General features: G+C 70.8%; 18 protein-coding genes. 11 read left to right on the top strand and 7 right to left on the bottom strand.

The window, feature by feature from the left end:
- The first annotated feature begins 32 nt into the window (after nt 1–32).
- The 7 genes from AACH10_RS14550 to AACH10_RS14520 all read left to right on the top strand — a co-directional run bounded on the left by AACH10_RS14550 (nt 33) and on the right by AACH10_RS14520 (nt 9,210).
- Nucleotides 33–1,202 (top strand): acyl-CoA dehydrogenase family protein, encoded by a 1,170-nt coding sequence (locus AACH10_RS14550; protein WP_341411151.1) that lies wholly within the window; start codon nt 33–35, stop codon nt 1,200–1,202.
- Between the two features lie 16 nt (nt 1,203–1,218).
- On the top strand, nt 1,219–2,034 hold the full coding sequence (locus tag AACH10_RS14545; RefSeq protein WP_341411150.1) for a TIGR03084 family metal-binding protein: 816 nt from the start codon (nt 1,219–1,221) through the stop codon (nt 2,032–2,034).
- Between the two features lie 18 nt (nt 2,035–2,052).
- A complete protein-coding gene (locus tag AACH10_RS14540; RefSeq protein ID WP_341411149.1) occupies nt 2,053–2,958 on the top strand; it encodes a phosphatidylglycerol lysyltransferase domain-containing protein in 906 nt (301 codons plus the stop codon).
- A gap of 622 nt (nt 2,959–3,580) precedes the next feature.
- On the top strand, nt 3,581–5,209 hold the full coding sequence (locus AACH10_RS14535; protein ID WP_341411148.1) for an acyl-CoA carboxylase subunit beta: 1,629 nt from the start codon (nt 3,581–3,583) through the stop codon (nt 5,207–5,209).
- A 19-nt stretch (nt 5,210–5,228) separates the two neighbouring features.
- Nucleotides 5,229–6,377 (top strand): acyl-CoA dehydrogenase family protein, encoded by a 1,149-nt coding sequence (locus AACH10_RS14530; protein WP_341411147.1) that lies wholly within the window; start codon nt 5,229–5,231, stop codon nt 6,375–6,377.
- A 30-nt stretch (nt 6,378–6,407) separates the two neighbouring features.
- Nucleotides 6,408–8,399: an acetyl-CoA carboxylase biotin carboxylase subunit gene (locus tag AACH10_RS14525; protein ID WP_341411146.1), complete on the top strand. Its 1,992-nt coding sequence runs from the start codon at nt 6,408–6,410 to the stop codon at nt 8,397–8,399.
- A 19-nt stretch (nt 8,400–8,418) separates the two neighbouring features.
- A complete protein-coding gene (locus AACH10_RS14520; protein ID WP_341411145.1) occupies nt 8,419–9,210 on the top strand; it encodes an enoyl-CoA hydratase/isomerase family protein in 792 nt (263 codons plus the stop codon).
- A gap of 7 nt (nt 9,211–9,217) precedes the next feature.
- Here the strand turns inward: AACH10_RS14520 and AACH10_RS14515 are convergent, their stop codons facing one another.
- The 7 genes from AACH10_RS14515 to AACH10_RS14485 all read right to left on the bottom strand — a co-directional run bounded on the left by AACH10_RS14515 (nt 9,218) and on the right by AACH10_RS14485 (nt 14,294).
- The gene (locus AACH10_RS14515; RefSeq protein WP_341411144.1) at nt 9,218–9,658 is read right to left on the bottom strand and encodes a hypothetical protein; all 441 of its coding nucleotides are present in this window, start codon (nt 9,656–9,658) and stop codon (nt 9,218–9,220) included.
- Nucleotides 9,659–9,729: 71 nt separating this feature from the next.
- Nucleotides 9,730–10,134, bottom strand: coding sequence for a type II toxin-antitoxin system VapC family toxin (gene vapC / locus AACH10_RS14510; RefSeq protein WP_341411143.1), 405 nt, complete (start codon nt 10,132–10,134; stop codon nt 9,730–9,732).
- The gene (locus AACH10_RS14505) at nt 10,131–10,331 is read right to left on the bottom strand and encodes a type II toxin-antitoxin system VapB family antitoxin (RefSeq protein ID WP_341411142.1); all 201 of its coding nucleotides are present in this window, start codon (nt 10,329–10,331) and stop codon (nt 10,131–10,133) included. The genes vapC and AACH10_RS14505 overlap by 4 nt, the downstream gene beginning before the upstream one ends.
- 68 nt (nt 10,332–10,399) lie before the next feature.
- The gene (gene kynA, locus AACH10_RS14500) at nt 10,400–11,281 is read right to left on the bottom strand and encodes a tryptophan 2,3-dioxygenase (protein ID WP_341411141.1); all 882 of its coding nucleotides are present in this window, start codon (nt 11,279–11,281) and stop codon (nt 10,400–10,402) included.
- Nucleotides 11,282–11,298: 17 nt separating this feature from the next.
- On the bottom strand, nt 11,299–12,624 hold the full coding sequence (gene kynU, locus AACH10_RS14495) for a kynureninase (RefSeq protein WP_341411140.1): 1,326 nt from the start codon (nt 12,622–12,624) through the stop codon (nt 11,299–11,301).
- Nucleotides 12,625–12,634: 10 nt separating this feature from the next.
- Nucleotides 12,635–13,297: an arylformamidase gene (gene kynB, locus AACH10_RS14490; RefSeq protein WP_341411139.1), complete on the bottom strand. Its 663-nt coding sequence runs from the start codon at nt 13,295–13,297 to the stop codon at nt 12,635–12,637.
- A gap of 91 nt (nt 13,298–13,388) precedes the next feature.
- Nucleotides 13,389–14,294 (bottom strand): LysR family transcriptional regulator, encoded by a 906-nt coding sequence (locus AACH10_RS14485; protein ID WP_341411138.1) that lies wholly within the window; start codon nt 14,292–14,294, stop codon nt 13,389–13,391.
- A 163-nt stretch (nt 14,295–14,457) separates the two neighbouring features.
- Between AACH10_RS14485 and AACH10_RS14480 the strand changes: the two genes are divergently transcribed.
- From AACH10_RS14480 to AACH10_RS14465, 4 genes are read left to right on the top strand one after another with little or no spacing between them, the layout of a single operon-like run.
- A complete protein-coding gene (locus tag AACH10_RS14480) occupies nt 14,458–17,763 on the top strand; it encodes a bifunctional cytochrome P450/NADPH--P450 reductase (protein WP_341411137.1) in 3,306 nt (1,101 codons plus the stop codon).
- Nucleotides 17,764–17,810: 47 nt separating this feature from the next.
- Nucleotides 17,811–18,224, top strand: a complete 414-nt coding sequence (locus AACH10_RS14475; RefSeq protein WP_341411179.1) for a HEAT repeat domain-containing protein — start codon at nt 17,811–17,813, stop codon at nt 18,222–18,224.
- Nucleotides 18,134–18,709 carry a serine hydrolase domain-containing protein gene (locus AACH10_RS14470; RefSeq protein ID WP_341411178.1) on the top strand — a complete coding sequence of 192 codons (576 nt, stop codon included), beginning with the start codon at nt 18,134–18,136 and terminating at the stop codon, nt 18,707–18,709. The genes AACH10_RS14475 and AACH10_RS14470 overlap by 91 nt, the downstream gene beginning before the upstream one ends.
- A gap of 46 nt (nt 18,710–18,755) precedes the next feature.
- Nucleotides 18,756–19,814 carry a LacI family DNA-binding transcriptional regulator gene (locus AACH10_RS14465; protein ID WP_341411136.1) on the top strand — a complete coding sequence of 353 codons (1,059 nt, stop codon included), beginning with the start codon at nt 18,756–18,758 and terminating at the stop codon, nt 19,812–19,814.
- The last annotated feature ends 30 nt before the right edge of the window (nt 19,815–19,844 follow it).

The following is a 19,844-nucleotide window of genomic DNA, read 5'->3' as shown; positions in this document are numbered from 1 at the left end:
ACCCCGCACCCGCGCCCTGCGCGCCCAGCCCCATGCTTGACTTCACCCCGCTGCCGCACTGCTTCACCCCCGAGCACGAGAGCTTCCGCGCCGCGCTGCGCGACTTCGTGGCGCGCGAGATCACGCCCTACTGCAACGACTGGGACGAGGCCGAGACCTTCCCGCGCGCGCTGTACAAGAAGGCCTCGGCGCTGGGCCTGCTGGGCATGGGCTACCCCGAGCAGTACGGCGGCACGCCCACCGACATCTTCTACCACCTGGTAGCCAGCGAGGAGCTGGCGCGCTCGGGCTGCGGCGGCGTGAGTGCCTCGCTGATGTCGCACAGCATCGGCCTGCCGCCGGTGGCCGCCTGGGGATCCGACGAGGTCAAGGCCCGCGTGATCCCGCCAGTGCTGGCGGGTGATGAGATCGCCGCACTGGCCGTCACCGAGCCCGGTGGCGGCTCGGATGTGGCGGCGCTCAAGACCACGGCCATCCGCGATGGCGACCATTACGTCGTCAACGGCGAGAAGGTGTTCATCACCTCGGGCATGCGCGCCGACTGGTTCACCGTGGCCGTGCGCACCGATCCGTCCAACCCCGGCGCGGGGGGTGTCTCGGCACTGCTGATCAAGGGCGACACGCCGGGCCTGACCCGCACCGCGCTGAAGAAGATGGGCTGGTGGGCGTCGGACACCGCGCACCTGCGCTTCGACAACGTGCGCGTGCCGGTGGGCCATCTGCTGGGGCGCGAGAACAAGGGCTTCATGGTCTTCATGAACAACTTCAACAGCGAGCGCCTGGGCATGGCCGCGCAGGCCTGCGCCTATGCCCAGGTGTGCCTGGAGGAAGCCGTGGCCTGGGCGCGCGAGCGCCACACCTTCGGCCAGCCGCTGGTGCAGCGCCAGGTCATCCGCCACAAGCTGGTGGACATGGCGATGAAGATCGACGCCGCGCGCAGCCAGATCTACGAGCTGAGCTGGCGGCTGGAGCACAAGGTGGGCGACCCCGCGCAGATGGTGGCGCGCATCTGCATGGCCAAGATCCTGTCGACCCAGGCCATGCAGTTCTGCGCCGACCAGGCCGTGCAGATCCTGGGCGGCATGGGCTTCATGCGCGGCACCAAGAGCGAGCGCATCTACCGCGAGGTGAAGGTGATGATGATCGGCGGCGGCAGCGAGGAGATCATGAAGGATCTGGCCGCCAAGCAGCTTGGGTTCTGACGAGGGCATTTTGACCATGCAGCAAACCTGCGACGACCTGATCGGCGAATACCGCGCACTGGCCGACTTCTGCGCCACGCTGAGCCCCGCGCAATGGCGCGTGGTGACCGATTTCTACGGCTGGACGCCGTGGGACGAGATCGCCCACCTGGCCTACTTCGACGACACCGCGCTGCAGAGCTGCACCGATGCCGAAGCCTTCATGGCCGGCGTGAAGGCGCTGATGGCCGAGCAGGGCCAGGGCAAGGAAATCAGCGCCATTGCCCGCGAGACCTTCGGCCACCTGGACGGTGCGGCGTTGCTGGCCCAGTGGCGCCAGCGCTTCGAGACCCTGGTGGCCCAGTTGCGCCCGCTGGACCCCAAGGCCCGCCTGCCCTGGTACGGCCCGCCGATGAGCGCGCGCAGTTTTGCCACCGCGCGGCTGATGGAGACCTGGGCGCATGGACAGGACATCTGGGACGCACTGGGCCAGACCCGGGGCGCCAGCCCTGGGCTCAGGCACATCTGCCACCTGGGCGTCACCACCTACGGCTGGACCTTCGTGAACCGCAAGCTGGATGTGCCGCAGCCAGCGCCGTATGTGGAACTCACCGCGCCCGACGGCAGCCTGTGGACCTGGGGCGAGCCGTCGGCCACCGATTTCGTCAAAGGCCCGGCGATGGACTTCGCGCTGCTGGTCACGCAGCGCCGCCACCGCGACGACACGGCGCTGCAGTTCGCCGGTGCCGGCGCCGAGGCCTGGAGCCGCATCGCCCAGTGCTTTGCCGGCCCGCCGGCCGATGGCCCGGCCGCCGGCGTGCGCACGCGGGCCCGCCCCCAGCCTGCGGCCTGAGCCTTTGCCGGGCTGGGTGTGAGCGAAGGGGAGCAGGGCGCCGCCATCGGCCAGCCGCTCACGCTGGACCTGGCGCCACGCCTGGGACCACGGCTGGCCGCGCGGCTGCAGGGCCTGGGCGAGCAGGCCATTGCCGACCTGTCGTATGCCAACCTGTGGCTGTTCCGGCGGGTGCACGACTACCGCTTCATCGACGGCGGCTGGCCGGCGATCAGCGGCCTCACCTACGACGGCCAGCGGCACTTGTTGCCGCTGTTTGCACCCCACACGGCGCCCACCGGCGTGTTGCAAACGCTGATGGCCGACCATGCAGCGATGTTTCCGCTGACCGAGGTGGAGGCCCGCGCGCTCGACCCCGCGCATTGGGCCATCGAAGCCCACCGTGACGACGCCGACTACCTCTACCCGGCCGACCACTTCCGCCACTACCGCGGCACGGCGCTGCAGAAGAAGCGCAACCTGATGAAGCAGTGCCGCGCTGCGCATGTGCTGGAGGTGGTGCCGTATGACTCGGCCGATGCCCGCCATCAGCAGGCAGCGCTGGCTGTGCTGGAGGGCTGGTCGGCCGACAAGGGCAAGGCGCCTGGCGATGCGGACGATCTGCCGTGCCGGGAGGCCTTGTCGCTCGCGCCCTTTTTGGGGCTGGCCGGCCACATCGCCTGGGCCGACGGCGAGCCGGCGGGCTTTGTGCTGGGTGAGTTGTTGCAGCCGGGCGTGGCGGTGATCCGCTTTGCCAAGGGGCTGACGCGCTTCAAGGGCATCTCGCAACTGCTGTTCCACCACTTTGCTTCTGATCCACCGTTTCCGGTGCACTGGATGAACTTCGAGCAGGACCTGGGTCTGGAGAACTTCCGGCGGACGAAGCAGAGCTATCAGCCTTCTGCGCTGTTGCCGAAGTTTCGGGCTTCGCTTCGGTCCTCTTGACTTGCTGGGTTTGACTTGCTGGATTTGGCTTGCTGGGTTGGGTGCAAGCCAGGCCGTGCGCGGGCATCCGGTGGCGTTCAACTGCTTGGCCCGGCGCCCAGGCGCCGGGCTGCCCTGCGGTGCTCGCGTGGCTGGCGCGTGGCGCAACTCGCTTCGTTCGCTCACGCTCTCTGCGCTCAAACAAGCGCCACGAGTTTGATGGGAATGCGCGCTGCGCGCGCCGCCAGCCGCGCTGCGCTCCTCGGCTGCGCAGATTCACGCCACCGGATGCCCACGCACGGCCTGGCCGAACCACCGAGCACGTTCTCGGTCCCAAATCCCCCGCAGGCGGCGATGCCGATAGCTGCCAACACCTTGGCATGCCATCGGCATGCGGAAACGGTGGAGTAGGCCGAGGACGTCGGGTACCGGGCTGACGTAAGTAAAGGAGGAGCCGTTGGCCGGGAGGCCGACGGCGGGGGACATGGAGTCAGCCCGGTACCCGGCGGCATCGGCCGTTCGCGCAAGTCAAAGCAGGGACAGCGACACAAGCAAACGCACAACCCATCAGCCACTCTCCGCAAGACGCCCCAAGCGCAGAGAAATAACCTGCCACCGGCAATTCACACCGGCATCGGCACCCATGGCCCACATCGAGTCCACCCTGTCCACCACCAGCGAGAGCTTCCAGTCCAATCGCGAATCCATGCTGGCCTTGCTGGGCCGCGTGAGGGCGGCAGAACACCGCACCCGCGCCAAGTCAGCCGCCTCGCGTGAGCGCTTCGAAAAGCGGGGCCAGCTGCTGCCGCGTGAGCGCGTCTCGCTGCTGCTCGATCCTGGCACCCCGTTCCTGGAACTGGCCACGCTGGCCGGCTACGGCATGGACCATCCCGATCCCGAGAAGACCGCGCCCGGTGGCGGCATGATCGCCGGCATCGGCTTCGTCAGCGGCATCCGCTGCATGGTGGTGGCGTCTGACTCTGGCATCGATGCCGGCGCATTGCAGCCCATGGGCCTGGACAAGACCCTGCGTGTGCAGGAACTGGCACTCGAGAACAAGCTGCCCCTGGTGCAACTGGTGGAGAGTGCCGGCGCCAACCTGCTGGCCTACCGCGTGGAGGATTTCATCCGCGGTGGCGCCAGCTTCCGCAACCTGGCGCGCCTGTCGGCCGCCGGCCTGCCGGTGGTGACGGTGACGCATGGCTCGTCCACCGCCGGTGGTGCCTACCAGACGGGCCTGTCGGACTACATCATCCTGATCCGCGGCCGCTCGCGCGCGTTCCTGGCCGGCCCGCCGCTGCTGAAGGCCGCCACCGGCGAGATCGCCACCGAAGAGGAACTGGGCGGTGCCGAGATGCACACCCACATCTCGGGCCTGGGCGACTACCTGGCCGAGGACGACCGCGACGGCATCCGCATCGCCCGCGAGATCCTGGCGCAGATCGACTGGAACCGCGACATGCCGGCCGAGATCGTCTCGCCCAGCCGACGCTACAAGCCGCCGCGCTACGACGCTGAAGAACTGCTCGGCATCATGCCCGCCGACCACAAGCGCCCGGTGGACATGAAGCAGGTGATCGCCCGCATCGCCGATGACTCCGACTTCCTGGAGTTCGGCGAGAACTACGGCGGCGCCACGGTGTGTGGCCACATCAAGATCGAAGGCTGGCCGGTGGGCATCATCACCAACAACGGCCCCATCGACCCCGCCGGCGCCACCAAGGCCACGCACTTCATCCAGGCCTGCTGCCAGAGCAAGACGCCCATCCTGTATCTCAACAACACCACCGGCTTCATGGTGGGCAAGAGCTACGAGGAGAACGGCATCATCAAGCATGGCAGCAAGATGATCCAGGCCGTCACCAATGCCACGGTGCCGCAGATCACCATCTACTGCGGCGCCTCCTTCGGCGCCGGCAACTACGGCATGTGCGGCCGCGGCTTCGCCCCGCGCTTCTGCTTCAGCTGGCCCAATGCCAAGACGGCCGTGATGGGCGGCGAGCAGGCCGCCGGCACCATGGTGATGGTGACCGAGGCCGCCATGCGCCGCAAGGGCGAGGTCGACACCGCCAAGCTCGAAGCCTTGAGCAAGCAGATCATCGACCGCTTCGACAGCCAGATGAGCGTGTTCACCACCAGCGCGCGCCTGCTGGACGACGGCGTGATCGACCCGCGCGACACCCGCGCGGTGCTGAGCAAGGTGCTGGCCACCTGCCGCGAGGCCGAGGCCCGCCAGCCGCAAGCCATGCAGTTTGCTGTTGCCCGCCCCTGACGAAGCCCCTGGAACCACCATGCAACTCACGCACGAACACGAACAGCTGCGCGCCACCATCAAGCGCTTCATCGCCGAGCAGGTGAACCCCCATGTGGACGAATGGGAGGCGGCCGAGATCTTCCCGGCCCACCAGGTGTTCAAGCAGATGGGCGACCTGGGCCTGCTGGGCCTGGACAAGCCGGTGGAGTTTGGCGGAGCGGGGCTGGACTACAGCTATGCGGCCGTGTTTGCCGAGACGCTGGCCGACATCAACTGCGGCGGCATCCCGATGGCCATCGGCGTGCAGACCGACATGTGCACGCCGGCGCTGGCGCGCCGCGGCAGCGACGAACTGCGCCGCGAGTTCCTGGCCCCGGCGATCGCCGGTGACATGGTGGGCTGCCTGGGGGTCTCCGAGGTGGGCAGCGGCTCGGACGTGGCCTCGATCAAGACCACCGCGCGCAAGGACGGTGACGACTACATCATCAACGGCGGCAAGATGTGGACCACCAACGGCACGCAGGCCGACTGGTGCTGCGTGCTGGCCAACACGGGCGATGGCGCACCGCACCGCAACAAGAGCCTGATCATGGTGCCGATGAAGACGAAGGGCGTCTCCATCGCGCGCAAGCTGCAGAAGATCGGCATGGATTCGTCCGACACCGCGCAGCTGTTCTTCGACGATGTGCGCGTGCCGCAACGCTACCGCATCGGCGAGGAAGGCCTGGGCTTCACCTACCAGATGGAGCAATTCCAGATCGAGCGGCTGTGGGGTGCGCTGAACAGCATGGGCGGCGCCCAGCGCTGCATCGACATGACCATCGAGTACACCCGCGAACGCAAGGCCTTCGGTCGCGCGCTGCTGGACAACCAGTGGATCCACTACAAGCTGGCCGAGATGCAGGCCGATGTGGACTGCGTGCGCGCGCTGGCCTGGAACTGCGTGGAAGACGTGGTGGCCGGCCGCGATGCCACGCGCCTGGCCACCGTGGCCAAGCTCAAGGCCGGCCGCGTGGTGCGCGACGTGGCCTCGGGCTGTCTGCAGTTCTGGGGCGGCATGGGCTACATGAACGACAGCCTGATCTCGCGCTTCTACCGCGACACGCGCCTGACGTCGATTGGCGGCGGCGCGGACGAAGTCATGCTGCAAATTCTCTGCAAATACATGGGCACCTTCCCCAAGTAAACCGCCCGCGCCAAGACGACGAGACCGCCCATGACCACCCCGACGCCCTTCCACAAGATCCTGATCGCCAACCGCGGCGAGATCGCGCTGCGCGTGATCCGCAGCGCGCGGGCGCTGGGCTACCGCACGGTGGCGGTGTACTCCACCGCCGACGCCCACAGCCGCCATGTGCGCGAGGCCGACCAGGCCGTGTGCATCGGCGAGCCGCTGCCGAGCCAGAGCTACCTGCGCATCGACGCGATCATCGACGCGGCGAAGCGCACCGGCGCCGATGCCGTGCACCCCGGCTACGGCTTTCTGGCCGAGAACGAAGACTTCGCCCAGGCCTGCCGCGATGCCGGCCTGGTGTTCATCGGCCCCTCGCCCGAGGCCATCCGCGCCATGGGCCACAAGGCCGGCGCCAAGCAGCTGATGATGGACGCCGGCGTGCCCTGCATCCCCGGCTACCAGCGCGACGGCACCGAGGGCGACCAGAGCCCCGAACGCCTGGCCGCCGAGGCCGCGCGCATCGGCTACCCGGTGATGATCAAGGCCACGGCCGGCGGCGGTGGCCGCGGCATGCGCCTGGTGAGCAGCGCGGCCGACTTTGCCGCCGCGCTGGCCAGCGCACAAAGCGAGGCGCAGAACGCCTTCGGCGACCCCGAGGTGATCCTGGAGCGCGCCATCCTCGAGCCGCGCCACATCGAGATCCAGATCTTTGCCGACCGCCACGGCCACGCCATCCACCTGGGCGAGCGCGACTGCTCGGTGCAGCGCCGCCACCAGAAGGTGGTGGAGGAGGCGCCCAGCCCGGCCGTCAACGCCGAGCTGCGCGCGCGCATGGGCGAGGTGGCGGTGAAGGCCGTGAAGGCCATCGCCTACGAAGGCGCGGGCACGCTGGAGTTCCTGCTCGACCGCGACGGCAACTTCTTCTTCATGGAGATGAACACCCGGCTGCAGGTGGAGCACCCGGTCACCGAGGCCATCACCGGGCTGGACCTGGTGGAACTGCAGCTGCGCGTGGCGGCCGGCGAGCCGCTGCCGATCACACAGGACGACGTGCGCTTCAGCGGCCATGCCATCGAGGTGCGCCTGTGTGCCGAGGATGCCGACGGCGGCTTCATGCCGCAAAGCGGCCGCATGGCGCTGTGGCATGCGCCCGAAGCGCTGCGCGTGGAGCATGGCCTGGTGTCGGGCGTGGAGGTGCCGCCTTACTACGACTCGATGATCGCCAAGCTGGTGGCCCATGGCCGCACGCGCGATGAAGCGCGGCGCCGCCTGATCAGCGGCCTGCAGGACCTGGTGGCGCTGGGCGTCACCACCAACCAGGTGTTCCTGGCGCGCTGCCTGGCGCACCCGGTGTTTGCCGCCGGCGGCGCCACCACGGCCTTCATCGGCACTCACCAGGCCGAACTGCTGGGCACCGACGCCGCCACGCTGCGCGACGCCGCCGCGGTGGCTGCCCTGGTGCTGGCCGAGACGGCGCACGACGGCACGCGCCGCCACAGCGAGCGCCGCCTCACGCACACGCTGCCGCTGGGCCTGCGCTACGGCCTGGGCGGCGCCACCCACGCGGCCGCACTCACCCAGCTGGGCCCCAACGAGTTCACCGCCCAGATCGACGGTGCCGAACGCGCGCTGCAGCTGGTGGAAAGCGCGCCGCACCGGCTGCGCGTGTCGCTCGACGGCGTGGTGGAGGCGGTGGCCTTCCACCGCGATGGTGCGCGGCTGCTGATGCACTTCCGCGGCCGGCCCTACGACGTGGCCGACCACACCCGCGCCGTGGCCCAGCGCCAGGGCGGGGCGGGCGGCGACGGCAAGGTGCGCGCATCCATGAACGGCCGCGTGGTGGCCGTGCTGGTGGCCGAGGGCGACACGGTGCAGGCCGGCCAGCCGCTGCTGACGCTGGAGGCCATGAAGATGGAGCATGTGCACGTGGCCCCGGTGGCGGGCCGCATCACGCTGCTGGCCGTGGGCGTGGGCGAGCAGGTGGCCGCGCACCGCGTGGTGATCGAGGTGACGGCCGAAGCCGTGGCCGCCTGAACCAGGAGAAGCACGCAAAATGAGCGACACCCAGGATGTGCTGATCGAGCTGCGCGGCCAGGCGCTGTGGCTCACCATCAACCGGCCCGACAAGCGCAACGCGCTGCGCGCCAGCGTCATCGAGGGCCTGCGCACCGGCATCCGCCAGGCGCATGCTCAGGCTGCCCAGGACGGCGCCGTGCGCGCCATTGTCATCACCGGCGCGGGCGACAAGGCCTTCTGCGCCGGTGGCGACCTGCAGCCCGGCCAGGGCTTCGTCTTCGACTTCGCCCGCCCCGACAGCGACTACGCCAACCTGCTGCGCGAGGCCCACGCCGCCACGCTGCCCATCGTGGCGCGCATCAACGGCACCTGCATGGCTGGCGGCATGGGCCTGCTGTGCATGGCCGACATGGCCATCGCCGCCGACCACGCGCTGTTCGGCCTGCCCGAGGTGAAGGTGGGCCTGTACCCGATGCAGGTGCTGGCACTGATGAAGCGCCTGGTGGCTCCGCGGATCCTTCGCGAGTGGTGCCTGACCGGCGAGCCCTTCAGCGCCGCCGAGGCGCGTGCCAACGGCCTGCTGAACCATGTGGTGCCTGCGGCCGAACTGGATGCCAAGGTGGATTGGCTGCTGGACCGCCTGGTCGACAAGAGCCCCACCGCCATCCGCCGCGGCAAGTACGCCGAAGCCGCCATCGAAGCCATGGGCTTCGAGCAGGCCATCGCCTACATGGAAAGCCAGATCACGCTGGTGGCGCAGACCGAGGACGCGAAGGAGGGGCTGGCGTCGTTCAACGAGAAGCGTCGGGCGGTGTGGACGGGGCGGTGAGCGGGACCTAAAGACCGACGCCTTCGTTCCGGCAGGTGATGGCCTGGGTGGGCGTTGGCGAAAACGCTCTGGCCTTCGGATCGGCGATCCAGGCTTTGGCGACTGACCGGGACCACTCAACGCCCTTGCGGTGTTGGACGATCGCGATCACGTCGTCCCGTAGTTGGCCGTTGATCTTGCACTGACCAAGGTTCAGGTCATGGCCCTTTGGCAGGGGCGGCGCCGCGAGTCGGGCCACCTCTGTGGAAGCGGCATCGAGCAGACGCCAGTGGCCGGAGCCTGTCCTGGAGTCGTTGGTGATTTCGACGGACCAGCCGTCACCGGCTTCACGGCGGATGAGCCAGTTCGCCCAGGGCTTGGTTTCGGCGATCGAGGCGGCGCTCATCAAGCACATGGCGAGCAGAACGCCATGGCTGGCAGGCCCTTTGCGCGCAAAGGAATTCATCATGCGAAAGAACGCTGGACGTTGATCGGTGCGGTAACTCTGCGTGACATGTGCGGCGCCCCCCAAGCGCCCCCTCAAGGCCGCCACAGCCTGAACGGCACATGCCTGGCCGCATGAACAAAGTCCTGGTCGGTCGACAGCAGGGTCAGATCGTGCCGGCCGCACAACTGGATCAGCAGCGCGTCGATGGTGCCGATCTGCACGCCGGCCCGGCGGCAGACGTTGTGCACCTCGGCCGCCGCGATGTGGTCTTGCCGGTCGGGCGCGATGATGGGCAGGGCGGCAAAGGTCTCGATGATGGCCGCCGCTGCGCGCGGCCCATTGAAGCCTTGCAGCAGTTCCTGCAGCACCAGACCCGTGGTGACGAGGGTGTCGGCTCCTGCGATGGCATCTTGCAGCTGGCGCACCTCAGGTGCCGCCGTCGATCCGTCACGGCGCAGCGCCAGCGACCACACGCTGGTGTCGACCAGCAAGGTCATGATCGGCTTCGTTCCTGCTTGTGGTCGTAGCTGGGGTCCCAGTCGAGCTTGCCGAACAGGTCCGCCAGCTTCTTCTGCTCGCGCCGGGCGATGAACTCTTTCAGCGCCAGCGTCACCGCGGCCTTCTTGGTCGCTTCGCCGCTGAGTTCCAGCACCTGGTCGAGCAGTTGGGGGTCGAGTGCCAGATTGGTTGCCATGTGCGCCTCCGTGTGTGGAAGTCTACACACTGGCGCGCCGCACTGCCAACGTCCGCCCGTCCACGCGCTTACAAGTCAGTGCGCAAGCGCCAGATCTCCGGAAACAGCACCACATCCAGCATCTTGCGCAGGTAGCTCACGCCGCCAGTGCCGCCGGTGCCGCGCTTGAAGCCGATCACGCGTTCCACGGTGGTCAGGTGGCGGAAGCGCCAGAGGCGGAAGGCGTCTTCCAGGTCGGTGAGTTCCTCGCCCAGCTGGTACAGGTCCCAGTGCGCCTCGGGCTGGCGGTACACCTGCAGCCAGGCCTGCTCCACCTCGGGGCTCTCGGTGTAGGGCTGGGTCCAGTCGCGCTGGGTGTGGCTGGCGGCCAGGGCCAAGCCGCGGCGGGCCAGCAGGCGCAGGGCTTCGTCGTACAGGCTGGGTGCCTCGTAGGCGGCCTGCACCGGGGCCAGCAGGTCGGCGCGGTGGGCGTGCGGGGCCAGCATGGCGCGGTTCTTGTTGCCCATCGCAAACTCGATGCAGCGGTACTGGTAGCTCTGGAAGCCGCTGCTCGGGCCCAGGTAGGGGCGGATGGCGCTGTACTCGGGCGGCGTCATCGTGGCCAGCACGTCCCAGGCGTGCACCAGCTGCTCCATGATCTTGCTCACCCGCGCCAGCATCTTGAAGGCCGGCGGCAGCCGGTCTTGCGCGATGTGGCCGATGGCGGCCTGCAGCTCATGCAGCATCAGCTTCATCCACAGCTCGCTGGTCTGGTGCTGCACGATGAACAGCATCTCGTCGTGCGCGGGCGACAGCGGCTTTTGCGCACTGAGGATGGCGTCGAGCTGCAGGTAGTCGCCATAGCTCATGGACTGGCTGAAGTCGAGCTGGGCGCGCTCGTCGTGGACGATGGCTTCGGGCAGTGCGGCGGGTGTGGCGGCCGCGGCCGAGGGGGTGGCGTGGGGGCACATGGCGGTCTCCTCGCGGCTCAGGTCACGGCATGGCTGCGGTTGAACTCGGGGCGCTGCCATTCGCCGCTGGCCAGCACCTGGCGCAGGTGCTCCACCGCGTGCCACACGTCCTCGAAGCCTACATACAGCGGCGTGAAGCCGAAGCGCAGGATGTCGGGCATCGGGGCCGCGCTCGCGCTGTCTGGCGCATCGCCCTTGCGGAAGTCACCGATCACGCCGCGGGCGATCAGCGCCTGCACGATGGCGTAGGCACCTGTTCCGAGTTCGCGAGGATCACCCGCCTGGGCTTCGCGCATCAGGCACACCTGCGAGCCGCGCTGTGCATGTGCGCGCGGCGTCACCAGGCCCAGGCCATGGCCGGCGCAGCGCTGCTCCACCAGGGCGATGAACAGGTCGGTCAGCGCGAGTGACTTGGTGCGCAGCGCGGCCATGCCGCCCAGGGCCTCGGCGGCACTGAACACGTCCAGCCCGCACTGCAGGGCCGACAGGCTGATGATGGGCTGCGTGCCGCAGAGGTAGCGGGTGATGCCCGGCGCCGGCTGGTAGTCGGGCGTGAACGCGAAGGGCGCGGCATGGCCCCACCAGCCCGACAACGGCTGCCAGCCTGCGCTGGCATGGCGCGGGTGCGCCCACACGAAGGCCGGCGCGCCGGGGCCGCCGTTCAGGTACTTGTAGCCGCAGCCGATGGCGAAATCGGCATCCGCGCCACGCAGGTCCACCGGCACGGCGCCGGCGCTGTGCGCCAGGTCCCACACGCACAGCACGCCATGGGCATGGGCGGCGGCGGTCAGCGCCGCCATGTCGTGCATGGCGCCGGTGCGGTAGTTCACATGGGTGAGCATCAGCACGGCCACATCGGGGCCCAGCGCGGCGGTGATGCCTTCGGGCTCAACCAGGTCCAGCGTCAGGCCGCGCTCCCTGGCCAGGCCTTCGGCGATGTACAGGTCGGTGGGGAAGTTGCTGCGCTCGCTGACGATGCGGCGTCGCGCCGGGCCCTGGCTGCGCGCGATGTTCAGCGCCGCGCTCAGCACCTTGAACAGGTTGATCGAGGTGCTGTCGGTGCACACCAGCTCGCCGGGGCCGGCGCCCACCAGCGGCGCCAGCTGGTCGCCCAGGCGCTGCGGCAGGTCGAACCAGCCGGCGCTGTTCCAGCTCTTGATCAGGTCGGTGCCCCATTCGCGCGTCACCACATCGGCCACGCGGGCGGCGGTGGCCTTGGGAAGCACGCCCAGCGAGTTGCCGTCGAGGTAGATCACGCCGGGCGGCAGCTGGAAATGGCCGCGCAGCGGCGCCAGCGGGTCTTGCGCGTCGAGGGCGCGGCAGTGGTCAAGGGTCAGGGTCATGTCGTTCGCTTCAGAGGGCGCGAAGCACCGCCCGCACGGGCGAGGCGTCGGCGGTGGTCAGCTTCAAGGGCAGGGCGATCAGTTCGTAGTCGCCCTCGGGCACGTCGTCCAGCACCAGGTTCTCCAGCACGCGCAGGCCGCGCTGGCGGATCACCTGGTGGCTGGGCAGGGGCTTGCTGTCGGCGGGGTCGATGCTGGCGGTGTCGATGCCCACCAGCAGCACGCCCCGGTCGGCCAGGCGGGCGATGGTGTCGGGCGCGTAGGCGGCCAGGTCGCCGTCCCAGCGGTCTTGCGGCATGCGCGCATAGGTGCGCACCAGCACGCGCGGCGGCAGCGTGGCGTCCACCGCGTGGGCGATGTGGTCCCAGGTGATCAGCGGGCCGCAGCCGATGGCGTGGATGACGCGGCAGAGGCCGAGAAAGGGCTCCAGCGCCAGCGCGCCGATGGCCGCGCCATCGGGCGCGTAGTGCAGCGGCGCGTCGGCATGCGCGCCCACATGGGGCGAGAGCGTGATGGCGCTGACATTCACCGGGCAGCCAGGGCCGAGGGTGGCGCACCACTGCTGGCTGTAGGCGGTGTCACCCGGAAACACCGGGCTGCCGGCATGCACCGGCGGCGAAATGTCCCACAGCCGGTGGCTGGATGGGGACGGGGGAAGGGGCGTGGCAGACATGGGCGAAAAGTCTGCAGCGCCGCCGCGGGGCGTGGTGTCGGTTATTTCCAACAGGCAGGGCATTTGCCCGGCCCCGCGGCGCGACGGGGCCTCAGCGCGCCGCCGCCACGATGCATTCGCGCAGCCAGGCGTTCAGCGGGTCGGCGTCGCGCTGCTGGTGCCAGTACAGGTGCATCTCCACCTCGGGCAGCGCGATGGGCAGCGGGTGCAGGTGCGCGCCCAGTTCGGCCGCCAGCGGCACGGCCAGGCGGTGCGGCAGCGTCAGCATCAGGCCGGCCTGCACCGCCAGGCGGGCGGCGCTGTCGTAGCGCTGGCAGCGCGCGCCCACCTGACGCTGCACGCCGGCCTGGGCCAGGGCCAGGTCTTCCACCGCGCGGCCGGTGCGCAGCGTGCTCACCAGCACATGGCGTGCGGCGCGGTACTGGGCCTCGCTGGGCGGCTGCGGCAGGTGGCTCAGCAGCACATAGGCCTCGCGCGTCAGCGGGCGGTGCAGCACGTCGTGCGCGGTGGCCTGGGCGATGTCGATCGCGCAGTCGATGCGGCCGGTGGCCAGGTCGCTGCGCAGGGTCTTGCGGCCCAGGCGCACGCTGTGCACCACGGCCTGCGGCGCGCTGCGTGCCACCTGGGCCAGCAGTTGCGGCAGCACCAGCGGCTCGCCCTCGTCGTTCAGTGCCAGGGTCAGCCGGGTCACGTCGCGTGCCGGCTCGAAGTGCTGCGAGCGCCGCAGCGCCTGGCGCAGCAGCTGCAGCGCCTGCTGCACCTCGGGCCACAGCTGCGTGGCCAGCGCGGTGGGGCGCACGCCGTTGCCGTCGCGCACGAACAGCGGGTCGTCCAGCTGGCGGCGCAGGCGGGTCAGCGCATGGCTCACCGCCGGCTGGCTGACGCACAGCAACTCGGCGGCGCGGGTGAGGTTGCGCTCGGTCCACACCGCCTCGAAGACGCGGAACAGGTTCAGGTCCAGCCGTTGCAATGCGCCGGGTTCATGAGCAGTGTTCATGGGGTGGGGCAGGGGGTTCACGGCCTGCAGCGTAACCCGGCGCTGAGGGATTGCCCTGATGTCATGCGCATTGTTCATGTCTGGGCATGACCAAGCATCAGTGGGCAGCCGGGCGGTGTCGGCCCACAATCGCGCGTCGCCCGCTGGGCAGTCCTGGCCTGTCATGCCGTCTCGCAACCCGCTGCACCCCATCCCGCATCCGCCCCAGCTGCCGCTGCTGGGCAACCTGCTGTCGCTGGACGCGAGCCGGCCGATGCAGAGCATGCAGGCGCTGGCGCAGCAGCTGGGGCCGGTGTACTGGTTGAAGATGCCCGGCACCAAGCTGGTGGTGGTGACCAGCGCCGCGCTGGCCGAGGAGGTGTGCGACACCACGCGCTTCGACAAAAGCACCATCGGCACGCTGCGCCGGTTGCGGCCGCTGTCGCACGGGCTGTTCACGTCGGACACCAAGGAGCGCACCTGGTCCAAGCCGCACGGCATCCTGATGCCCAACTTCACGCAGAAGGCGATGCGCGGCTACCACCCGATGATGCTGGACATCGCCCAGCAGCTGGTGGCCAAGTGGGCGCGGCTGAACGCCGACGACACCGTGGACGTGGTGCGCGACATGACCGCGCTGACGCTGGACACCATCGGCCTGTGCGGCTTCGGCTACCGCTTCAACAGCTTCTACCGCGAGGGCTTCCACCCCTTCGTCGATGCGCTGACCCGCTCGCTCGAGACCGTGCAGCGCCGCCGCGGCATCCCGCTGGAGCATTGGCGGCTGCGCCGCGAGATGGCGCAGATGGAACGCGATGTGGCCTACATGCACGGCATGGTGGAGGCCATCGTGCGCGAGCGCCGCGCCAGCGGCTTGGGGCTGGCCGAGATGCCCGACCTGCTGAGCTACATGCTGGCCGGCGAGGACAAGGCCAGCGGCGAGCGCCTGGACGACCGCGAGATCCGCGACGAGTGCATCGAGTTCCTGATCGCCGGCCACGAGACCACCAGCAACCTGCTGAGCTTTGCGCTGGTGGAGCTGATGCGCCACCCCGAGGTGCTGGCCCGCGCCCGCGCCGAGGTGGACGCGGTGTTCGGCACCGACACCGCCGTGTGGCCCGACCATGCCCAGGTCAACCAGCTGCCCTATGTGCAGCAGGTGCTGAAGGAGACGCTGCGCCTGTACCCGCCGGCGCCGGGCATCGGCCTGCAGGCGCGGGCCGACACCACCATCGGCGGCGCCATGGCCTACCCGGTGCCGCGGCGCAGCCTGGTGATCCTGAACACGCTGGCGCTGCACCGCGACCCGGCCGTGTGGGGCCCCGACCCCGAGGCCTTCGACCCCGACCGCTTCACCCGCGCGGCCGAGGCGGCACGCCCGGCCCATGCCTGGAAGCCCTTCGGCAACGGCCAGCGCGCCTGCATCGGCCGGCAGTTCGCGATGCAGGAGGCCACGCTGGTGCTGGGCCTGATCCTGCAGCGCTTCGAGCTGGTGGACCCCAGCGGCTACCAGCTGCGCATCCGCGAGGCGCTGACCATCAAGCCCGAGGGCCTGCACATCCACGTGCGGGCGCGGCGCCTGGCGCAGCCTGTGACAGTGCCGGCATCTGCCGGCTCGGCCGCCCGTGGCCCCGCGCCGGCGGCCGCGGCCCCTGCGGCAGCGGCGCCAGCGATCCCCCTGCTGCCAGTGGCCGCGGCCGGCACGCCGCTGCTGGTGCTGCACGGCTCCAACGGCGGCACGGCCGAAGACATCGCGCAGCAGCTGGCCGAGGCCGGCCGCGCCCGCGGCCTGGCGGTGACGGTGGCGCCGCTGGACGCCCACGCCGACACGCTGCCCGAGGCCCTGCCCGAGGTGTTGCGCGGCGGCGGCCTGCTGCTGCTGGTGAGCGCCTCGTACAACGGCACGCCGCCCGACAACGCGCGCGCTTTCTGCGCTGGTCTGGCCCGGCCGGCCGCGGCCGATGCGCTGGCCGGCCTGCGCTATGCCGTGTTCGGCTGCGGCCACCGCGACTGGTCCAGCACCTACCAGGCGGTGCCACGCCAGATCGACGCGGCGCTGGCCGCGCGCGGCGCGCAGCGCCTGCTGCCGCGCGGCGAGGGCGATGCGCGCGAGGATCTGGACGCCGACTTCCAGGCCTGGGCCGCCACGCTGTGGCCGGCCGTGGCGGCGGCGCTGGGCGGCGCGCCGGCCGGGCTGGCGGCGCCCACCCAGGTCGACAGCGCGGCCGCGCTGCCCGAGCCGCTGGCCCTGCACTGGCTGCCGGCGGCCACGGTGCCGGCGGCCAGCCGCCTGCCCGGTGCGCTGCCGCTCACCGTGCGCGTCAACCGCGAGCTGCAATGTGGGGCCAACGGCCAGCCGCCCGAACGCAGCACCCGCCACATCGAGTTCTCGCTGCCGCCGGGCGCCGAGGCGACCTGGCAGGTGGGTGATCACCTGGCGCTGCTGCCGCGCAACCCCGACGCGCTGGTGCAGCGCGCGCTGCGGCGCCTGGGCCTGGACGGTGAGGCCCGGCTGCAGCTGGCGCCGCCGGCCCCCGGCGCGCGGCGCTGGCTGCACCTGCCCTATGCCGACGAGGGCGCCGCCCAGCCGCTGCACCAGCTGTTCGCCGAGGCGCTGGAGCTGCAGGCCCCGGCCACGCGCCGCCAGCTGCAGCTGCTGGCCGCCCACACCCGCTGTCCGCACACCGGCGGCCAGATGGCTGCACTGGCCGCCGAATGGGATGCCGCGCCCGATGCGCCGCGGCCCAGCCTGCTGCAGCTGCTGGAACGCTGGCCCGCGTGTGAGGCACCGCTGGCCGCGCTGCTGCCGCTGTGGCCGGCGCTGGCGCCGCGGCACTACTCGGTGGCCTCGTCGCCGGTGGTGGATGCGCAGCGCGTGGCGCTCACCGTCTCGGTGGTGGACGCACCGTCGCGCCTCGATCCGGCCCAGCGCCACCGCGGTGTGTGCTCGGGCCAGCTGCAGCAGGCGCAGCCGGGTGATGTGTGGTGGGGCCGGCTGCAGCGCGGCGCGCCGGGCTTCACGCTGCCGGATGACCCCACGGTGCCCCTGCTGATGGTGGCCGCCGGCAGCGGCATCGCACCGTTCCGCGGCTTTGCGCAGCAGCGTGCCGCGCTGCAGGCCGCGGGCGCGCGGCTGGGGCCGGCGCTGCTGGTCTTCGGTTGCCGCCACCCGCAGCTGGATGCGCTATATGCCGACGAACTGCAGGCCTGGGCCAAAGCGGGCGTGCTGCAGCTGCTGTACGCCCACTCGCGCCAGGGCGCCGAGCCGGTCTATGTGCAGCACCGCCTGGCCCAGCAGGCCGATGCCGTGTGGGCGCTGATCGGCCAGCCGCAGGCACGCATCCATGTGTGCGGCGACGGCGCGCGCATGGAGCCGGCGGTGCGCGCCGCGCTGCAGGCCATTGCCCGCGACCACGGCGCCGGCGACGACTGGCTGGCCACGTTGCAGCGCGAACAGCGCTACCTGCTGGACGTGTGGGCGGGCGGCTGAGCGGCCACCGCGCGGGGCCAGAATGCGCGGGCCCTGCCGGAGTACCGATGCGCCGCCCCAGGCCCCCGCTGTCCCTGCTGCCGCCCCTGCTGCTGTGCCTGGCCTACGGCCTGCCGTTCAGCACGGCGGCCGCCGATGTGGCGCCGTGGGTGGCCCGGCTGGGCGACGACGACTCCTATCGCCGTGGCGACGCGGCCGTGGCACTCGGCCAGGTGGGCGAGGCGGCCGTGCCGGCGCTGGTCCAGGCCCTGCGCAGCGCCGACGCGCGTGTGCGCACCTCGGTCGCCATCGCCCCGGCGGCGAGGAGGTCGAAGGCCCGCTGCCACTGCTGTTTCGCCCCGGTGCGCGCTTCGGTTACTCGGGCGAGGGCATCTTCCACCTGCAACGGCGCGTGGAATGGCTCACCGGCCAGCCGCTACAGGCCCTGGCCCAGGCCCGGCTGTTCGGCCCGCTGGGCCTGAGCGGCACCGACTTCGGCTGGACGCCGCCGATCGGCGCCCGGCAGGCCACCGGGCATGACCGCGACGGCATGCCACGCCCGCGCTCGCGCTATGCGCACCCGAACGCGGCCTACTCGCTCTACACCACGGCCCATGACTACGCGCGCCTGCTGCTGGAGATGCTGAAAGCCGGGCGCGGCGAGTCGACGCTGCTGTCGCGCGCCGCGGCGCAGGAGATGCTGCGCCCGCAGGTGGCGGTGGATGCGCGCGAGCCGATCGAGCGCCCCGGCGCGGCCCAGGGCCAGGCGGTGTTCTGGGGCCTGGGCTGGTCGATCAACCGCACGGCGCAGGGCGACATCGCCCACCACAGCGGTGCCAACAGCACCGGCTTTCGCAGCTTCGCGCAGTTCTCGCCCACACGGGGCAGCGGCCTGGTGATCCTGACCAACGGCCTGCAGGGCGACGAGTTGTGGCAGCGCCTGGTGGCGGCCGTGGGCGATTGGTGAGGCGAGCCACCGTATGGTAGCGCTGCCAAACCTAGAATGCGGCGCGATGACCTCCGAGCCGCCCGTTCCCGCCAAGCGCTCGCGCCGCAGCAGTGGCGCGGTGACGCTGCACGACGTGGCGCGCCTGGCCGGCGTGGCGCCGATCACCGCCTCGCGCGCGCTGAACACGCCCGCCCAGGTATCGCCCGAGGTGCTGAAGAAGGTGCAGGAGGCCGTGGCCCGCACCGGCTATGTGCCCAACCGGCTGGCCGGCGGCCTGGCGTCCACGCGCAGCCGGCTGGTGGCCCTGGTGGTGCCCACGGTGTCGGGGCCGGTGTTCCTGGACACCATCCAGGCGCTGACCGAGACGCTGGACGCCGCCGGCTACCAGCTGATGGTGGGCCAGGCCGGCTACGAGGGCCGGCGCGAGGACGCGCTGCTGGAAGCCATCATCGGCCGGCGGCCCGACGGCATCGTGCTCACCGGCATCCTGCACTCGGATGCCAGCCGCCGCCGGCTGCTGGCCTCGGGCATTCCGGTGGTGGAAACCTGGGACCTGACGCCCACGCCGCTGGACATGCTGGTGGGCTTCTCGCACCAGGCCGTGGGCGAGGCCGTGGCGCGCTACCTGCACGGCCGCGGCCGGCGCCGGCTGGCCACGCTGTCGGGCGACGATCCGCGGGCGCAGCAGCGCGCCGCCGCCTTTGCCCGCGCGGCGCAGGCGCTGGGCCTGCCGCCGGTGCGTGCGCATGTGGTGCCGGCCCCCACCACGCTGCAGGCCGGGCGTGGCGCGCTGGCGGCGCTGATGCCCGGCCTGGCAGGCCAGGGTGCAGGCGCCGCCGATGCCGTGGACGCGGTGTTCTGCAGCTCGGACCTGCTGGCCCTGGGCCTGCTGACCGAGGCCCGCGTGCAGGGCCTGGACGTGCCCGCCGACCTGGCCGTGGTGGGCTTCGGCAACCTGGAGATGGCGGCCCAGGCGGCGCCGGCCATCAGCTCGGTGAACATCAACGGCGCCGGCATCGGCGAGCAGGCGGCGCGCTTTCTGATCGCGCGGGCCGAAGGGCAGGCGGTGGCCGAGCGCGTGGTGGACATCGGCTTCGAGCTGATCGAGCGGCAAAGCAGCTGAGGCGCCGAAGCGGCGCCTGCTGAACTCGGG

This window comes from Pseudaquabacterium inlustre (assembly GCF_038066595.1).
In the GTDB taxonomy this organism is placed as follows: domain Bacteria; phylum Pseudomonadota; class Gammaproteobacteria; order Burkholderiales; family Burkholderiaceae_C; genus Pseudaquabacterium; species Pseudaquabacterium inlustre.
Note: the sequence above shows the minus strand (reverse complement) of the source record. Positions and strands in the feature narration are given on the sequence as shown.

Coding starts and splice junctions, on each gene's coding strand:
- AACH10_RS14525 (WP_341411146.1), top strand. CDS start 6,408: ATGACCACCCCGACGCCCTTCCACAAGATCCTGATCGCCAACCGCGGC.
- AACH10_RS14505 (WP_341411142.1), bottom strand. CDS start 10,331: ATGGCAACCAATCTGGCACTCGACCCCCAACTGCTCGACCAGGTGCTG.
- AACH10_RS14485 (WP_341411138.1), bottom strand. CDS start 14,294: ATGAACACTGCTCATGAACCCGGCGCATTGCAACGGCTGGACCTGAAC.
- kynU (WP_341411140.1), bottom strand. CDS start 12,624: ATGACCCTGACCCTTGACCACTGCCGCGCCCTCGACGCGCAAGACCCG.
- vapC (WP_341411143.1), bottom strand. CDS start 10,134: ATGACCTTGCTGGTCGACACCAGCGTGTGGTCGCTGGCGCTGCGCCGT.
- AACH10_RS14545 (WP_341411150.1), top strand. CDS start 1,219: ATGCAGCAAACCTGCGACGACCTGATCGGCGAATACCGCGCACTGGCC.
- AACH10_RS14530 (WP_341411147.1), top strand. CDS start 5,229: ATGCAACTCACGCACGAACACGAACAGCTGCGCGCCACCATCAAGCGC.
- AACH10_RS14515 (WP_341411144.1), bottom strand. CDS start 9,658: ATGATGAATTCCTTTGCGCGCAAAGGGCCTGCCAGCCATGGCGTTCTG.
- AACH10_RS14465 (WP_341411136.1), top strand. CDS start 18,756: ATGACCTCCGAGCCGCCCGTTCCCGCCAAGCGCTCGCGCCGCAGCAGT.
- AACH10_RS14475 (WP_341411179.1), top strand. CDS start 17,811: ATGCGCCGCCCCAGGCCCCCGCTGTCCCTGCTGCCGCCCCTGCTGCTG.
- AACH10_RS14520 (WP_341411145.1), top strand. CDS start 8,419: ATGAGCGACACCCAGGATGTGCTGATCGAGCTGCGCGGCCAGGCGCTG.
- AACH10_RS14535 (WP_341411148.1), top strand. CDS start 3,581: ATGGCCCACATCGAGTCCACCCTGTCCACCACCAGCGAGAGCTTCCAG.
- kynA (WP_341411141.1), bottom strand. CDS start 11,281: ATGTGCCCCCACGCCACCCCCTCGGCCGCGGCCGCCACACCCGCCGCA.
- kynB (WP_341411139.1), bottom strand. CDS start 13,297: ATGTCTGCCACGCCCCTTCCCCCGTCCCCATCCAGCCACCGGCTGTGG.
- AACH10_RS14550 (WP_341411151.1), top strand. CDS start 33: ATGCTTGACTTCACCCCGCTGCCGCACTGCTTCACCCCCGAGCACGAG.
- AACH10_RS14480 (WP_341411137.1), top strand. CDS start 14,458: ATGCCGTCTCGCAACCCGCTGCACCCCATCCCGCATCCGCCCCAGCTG.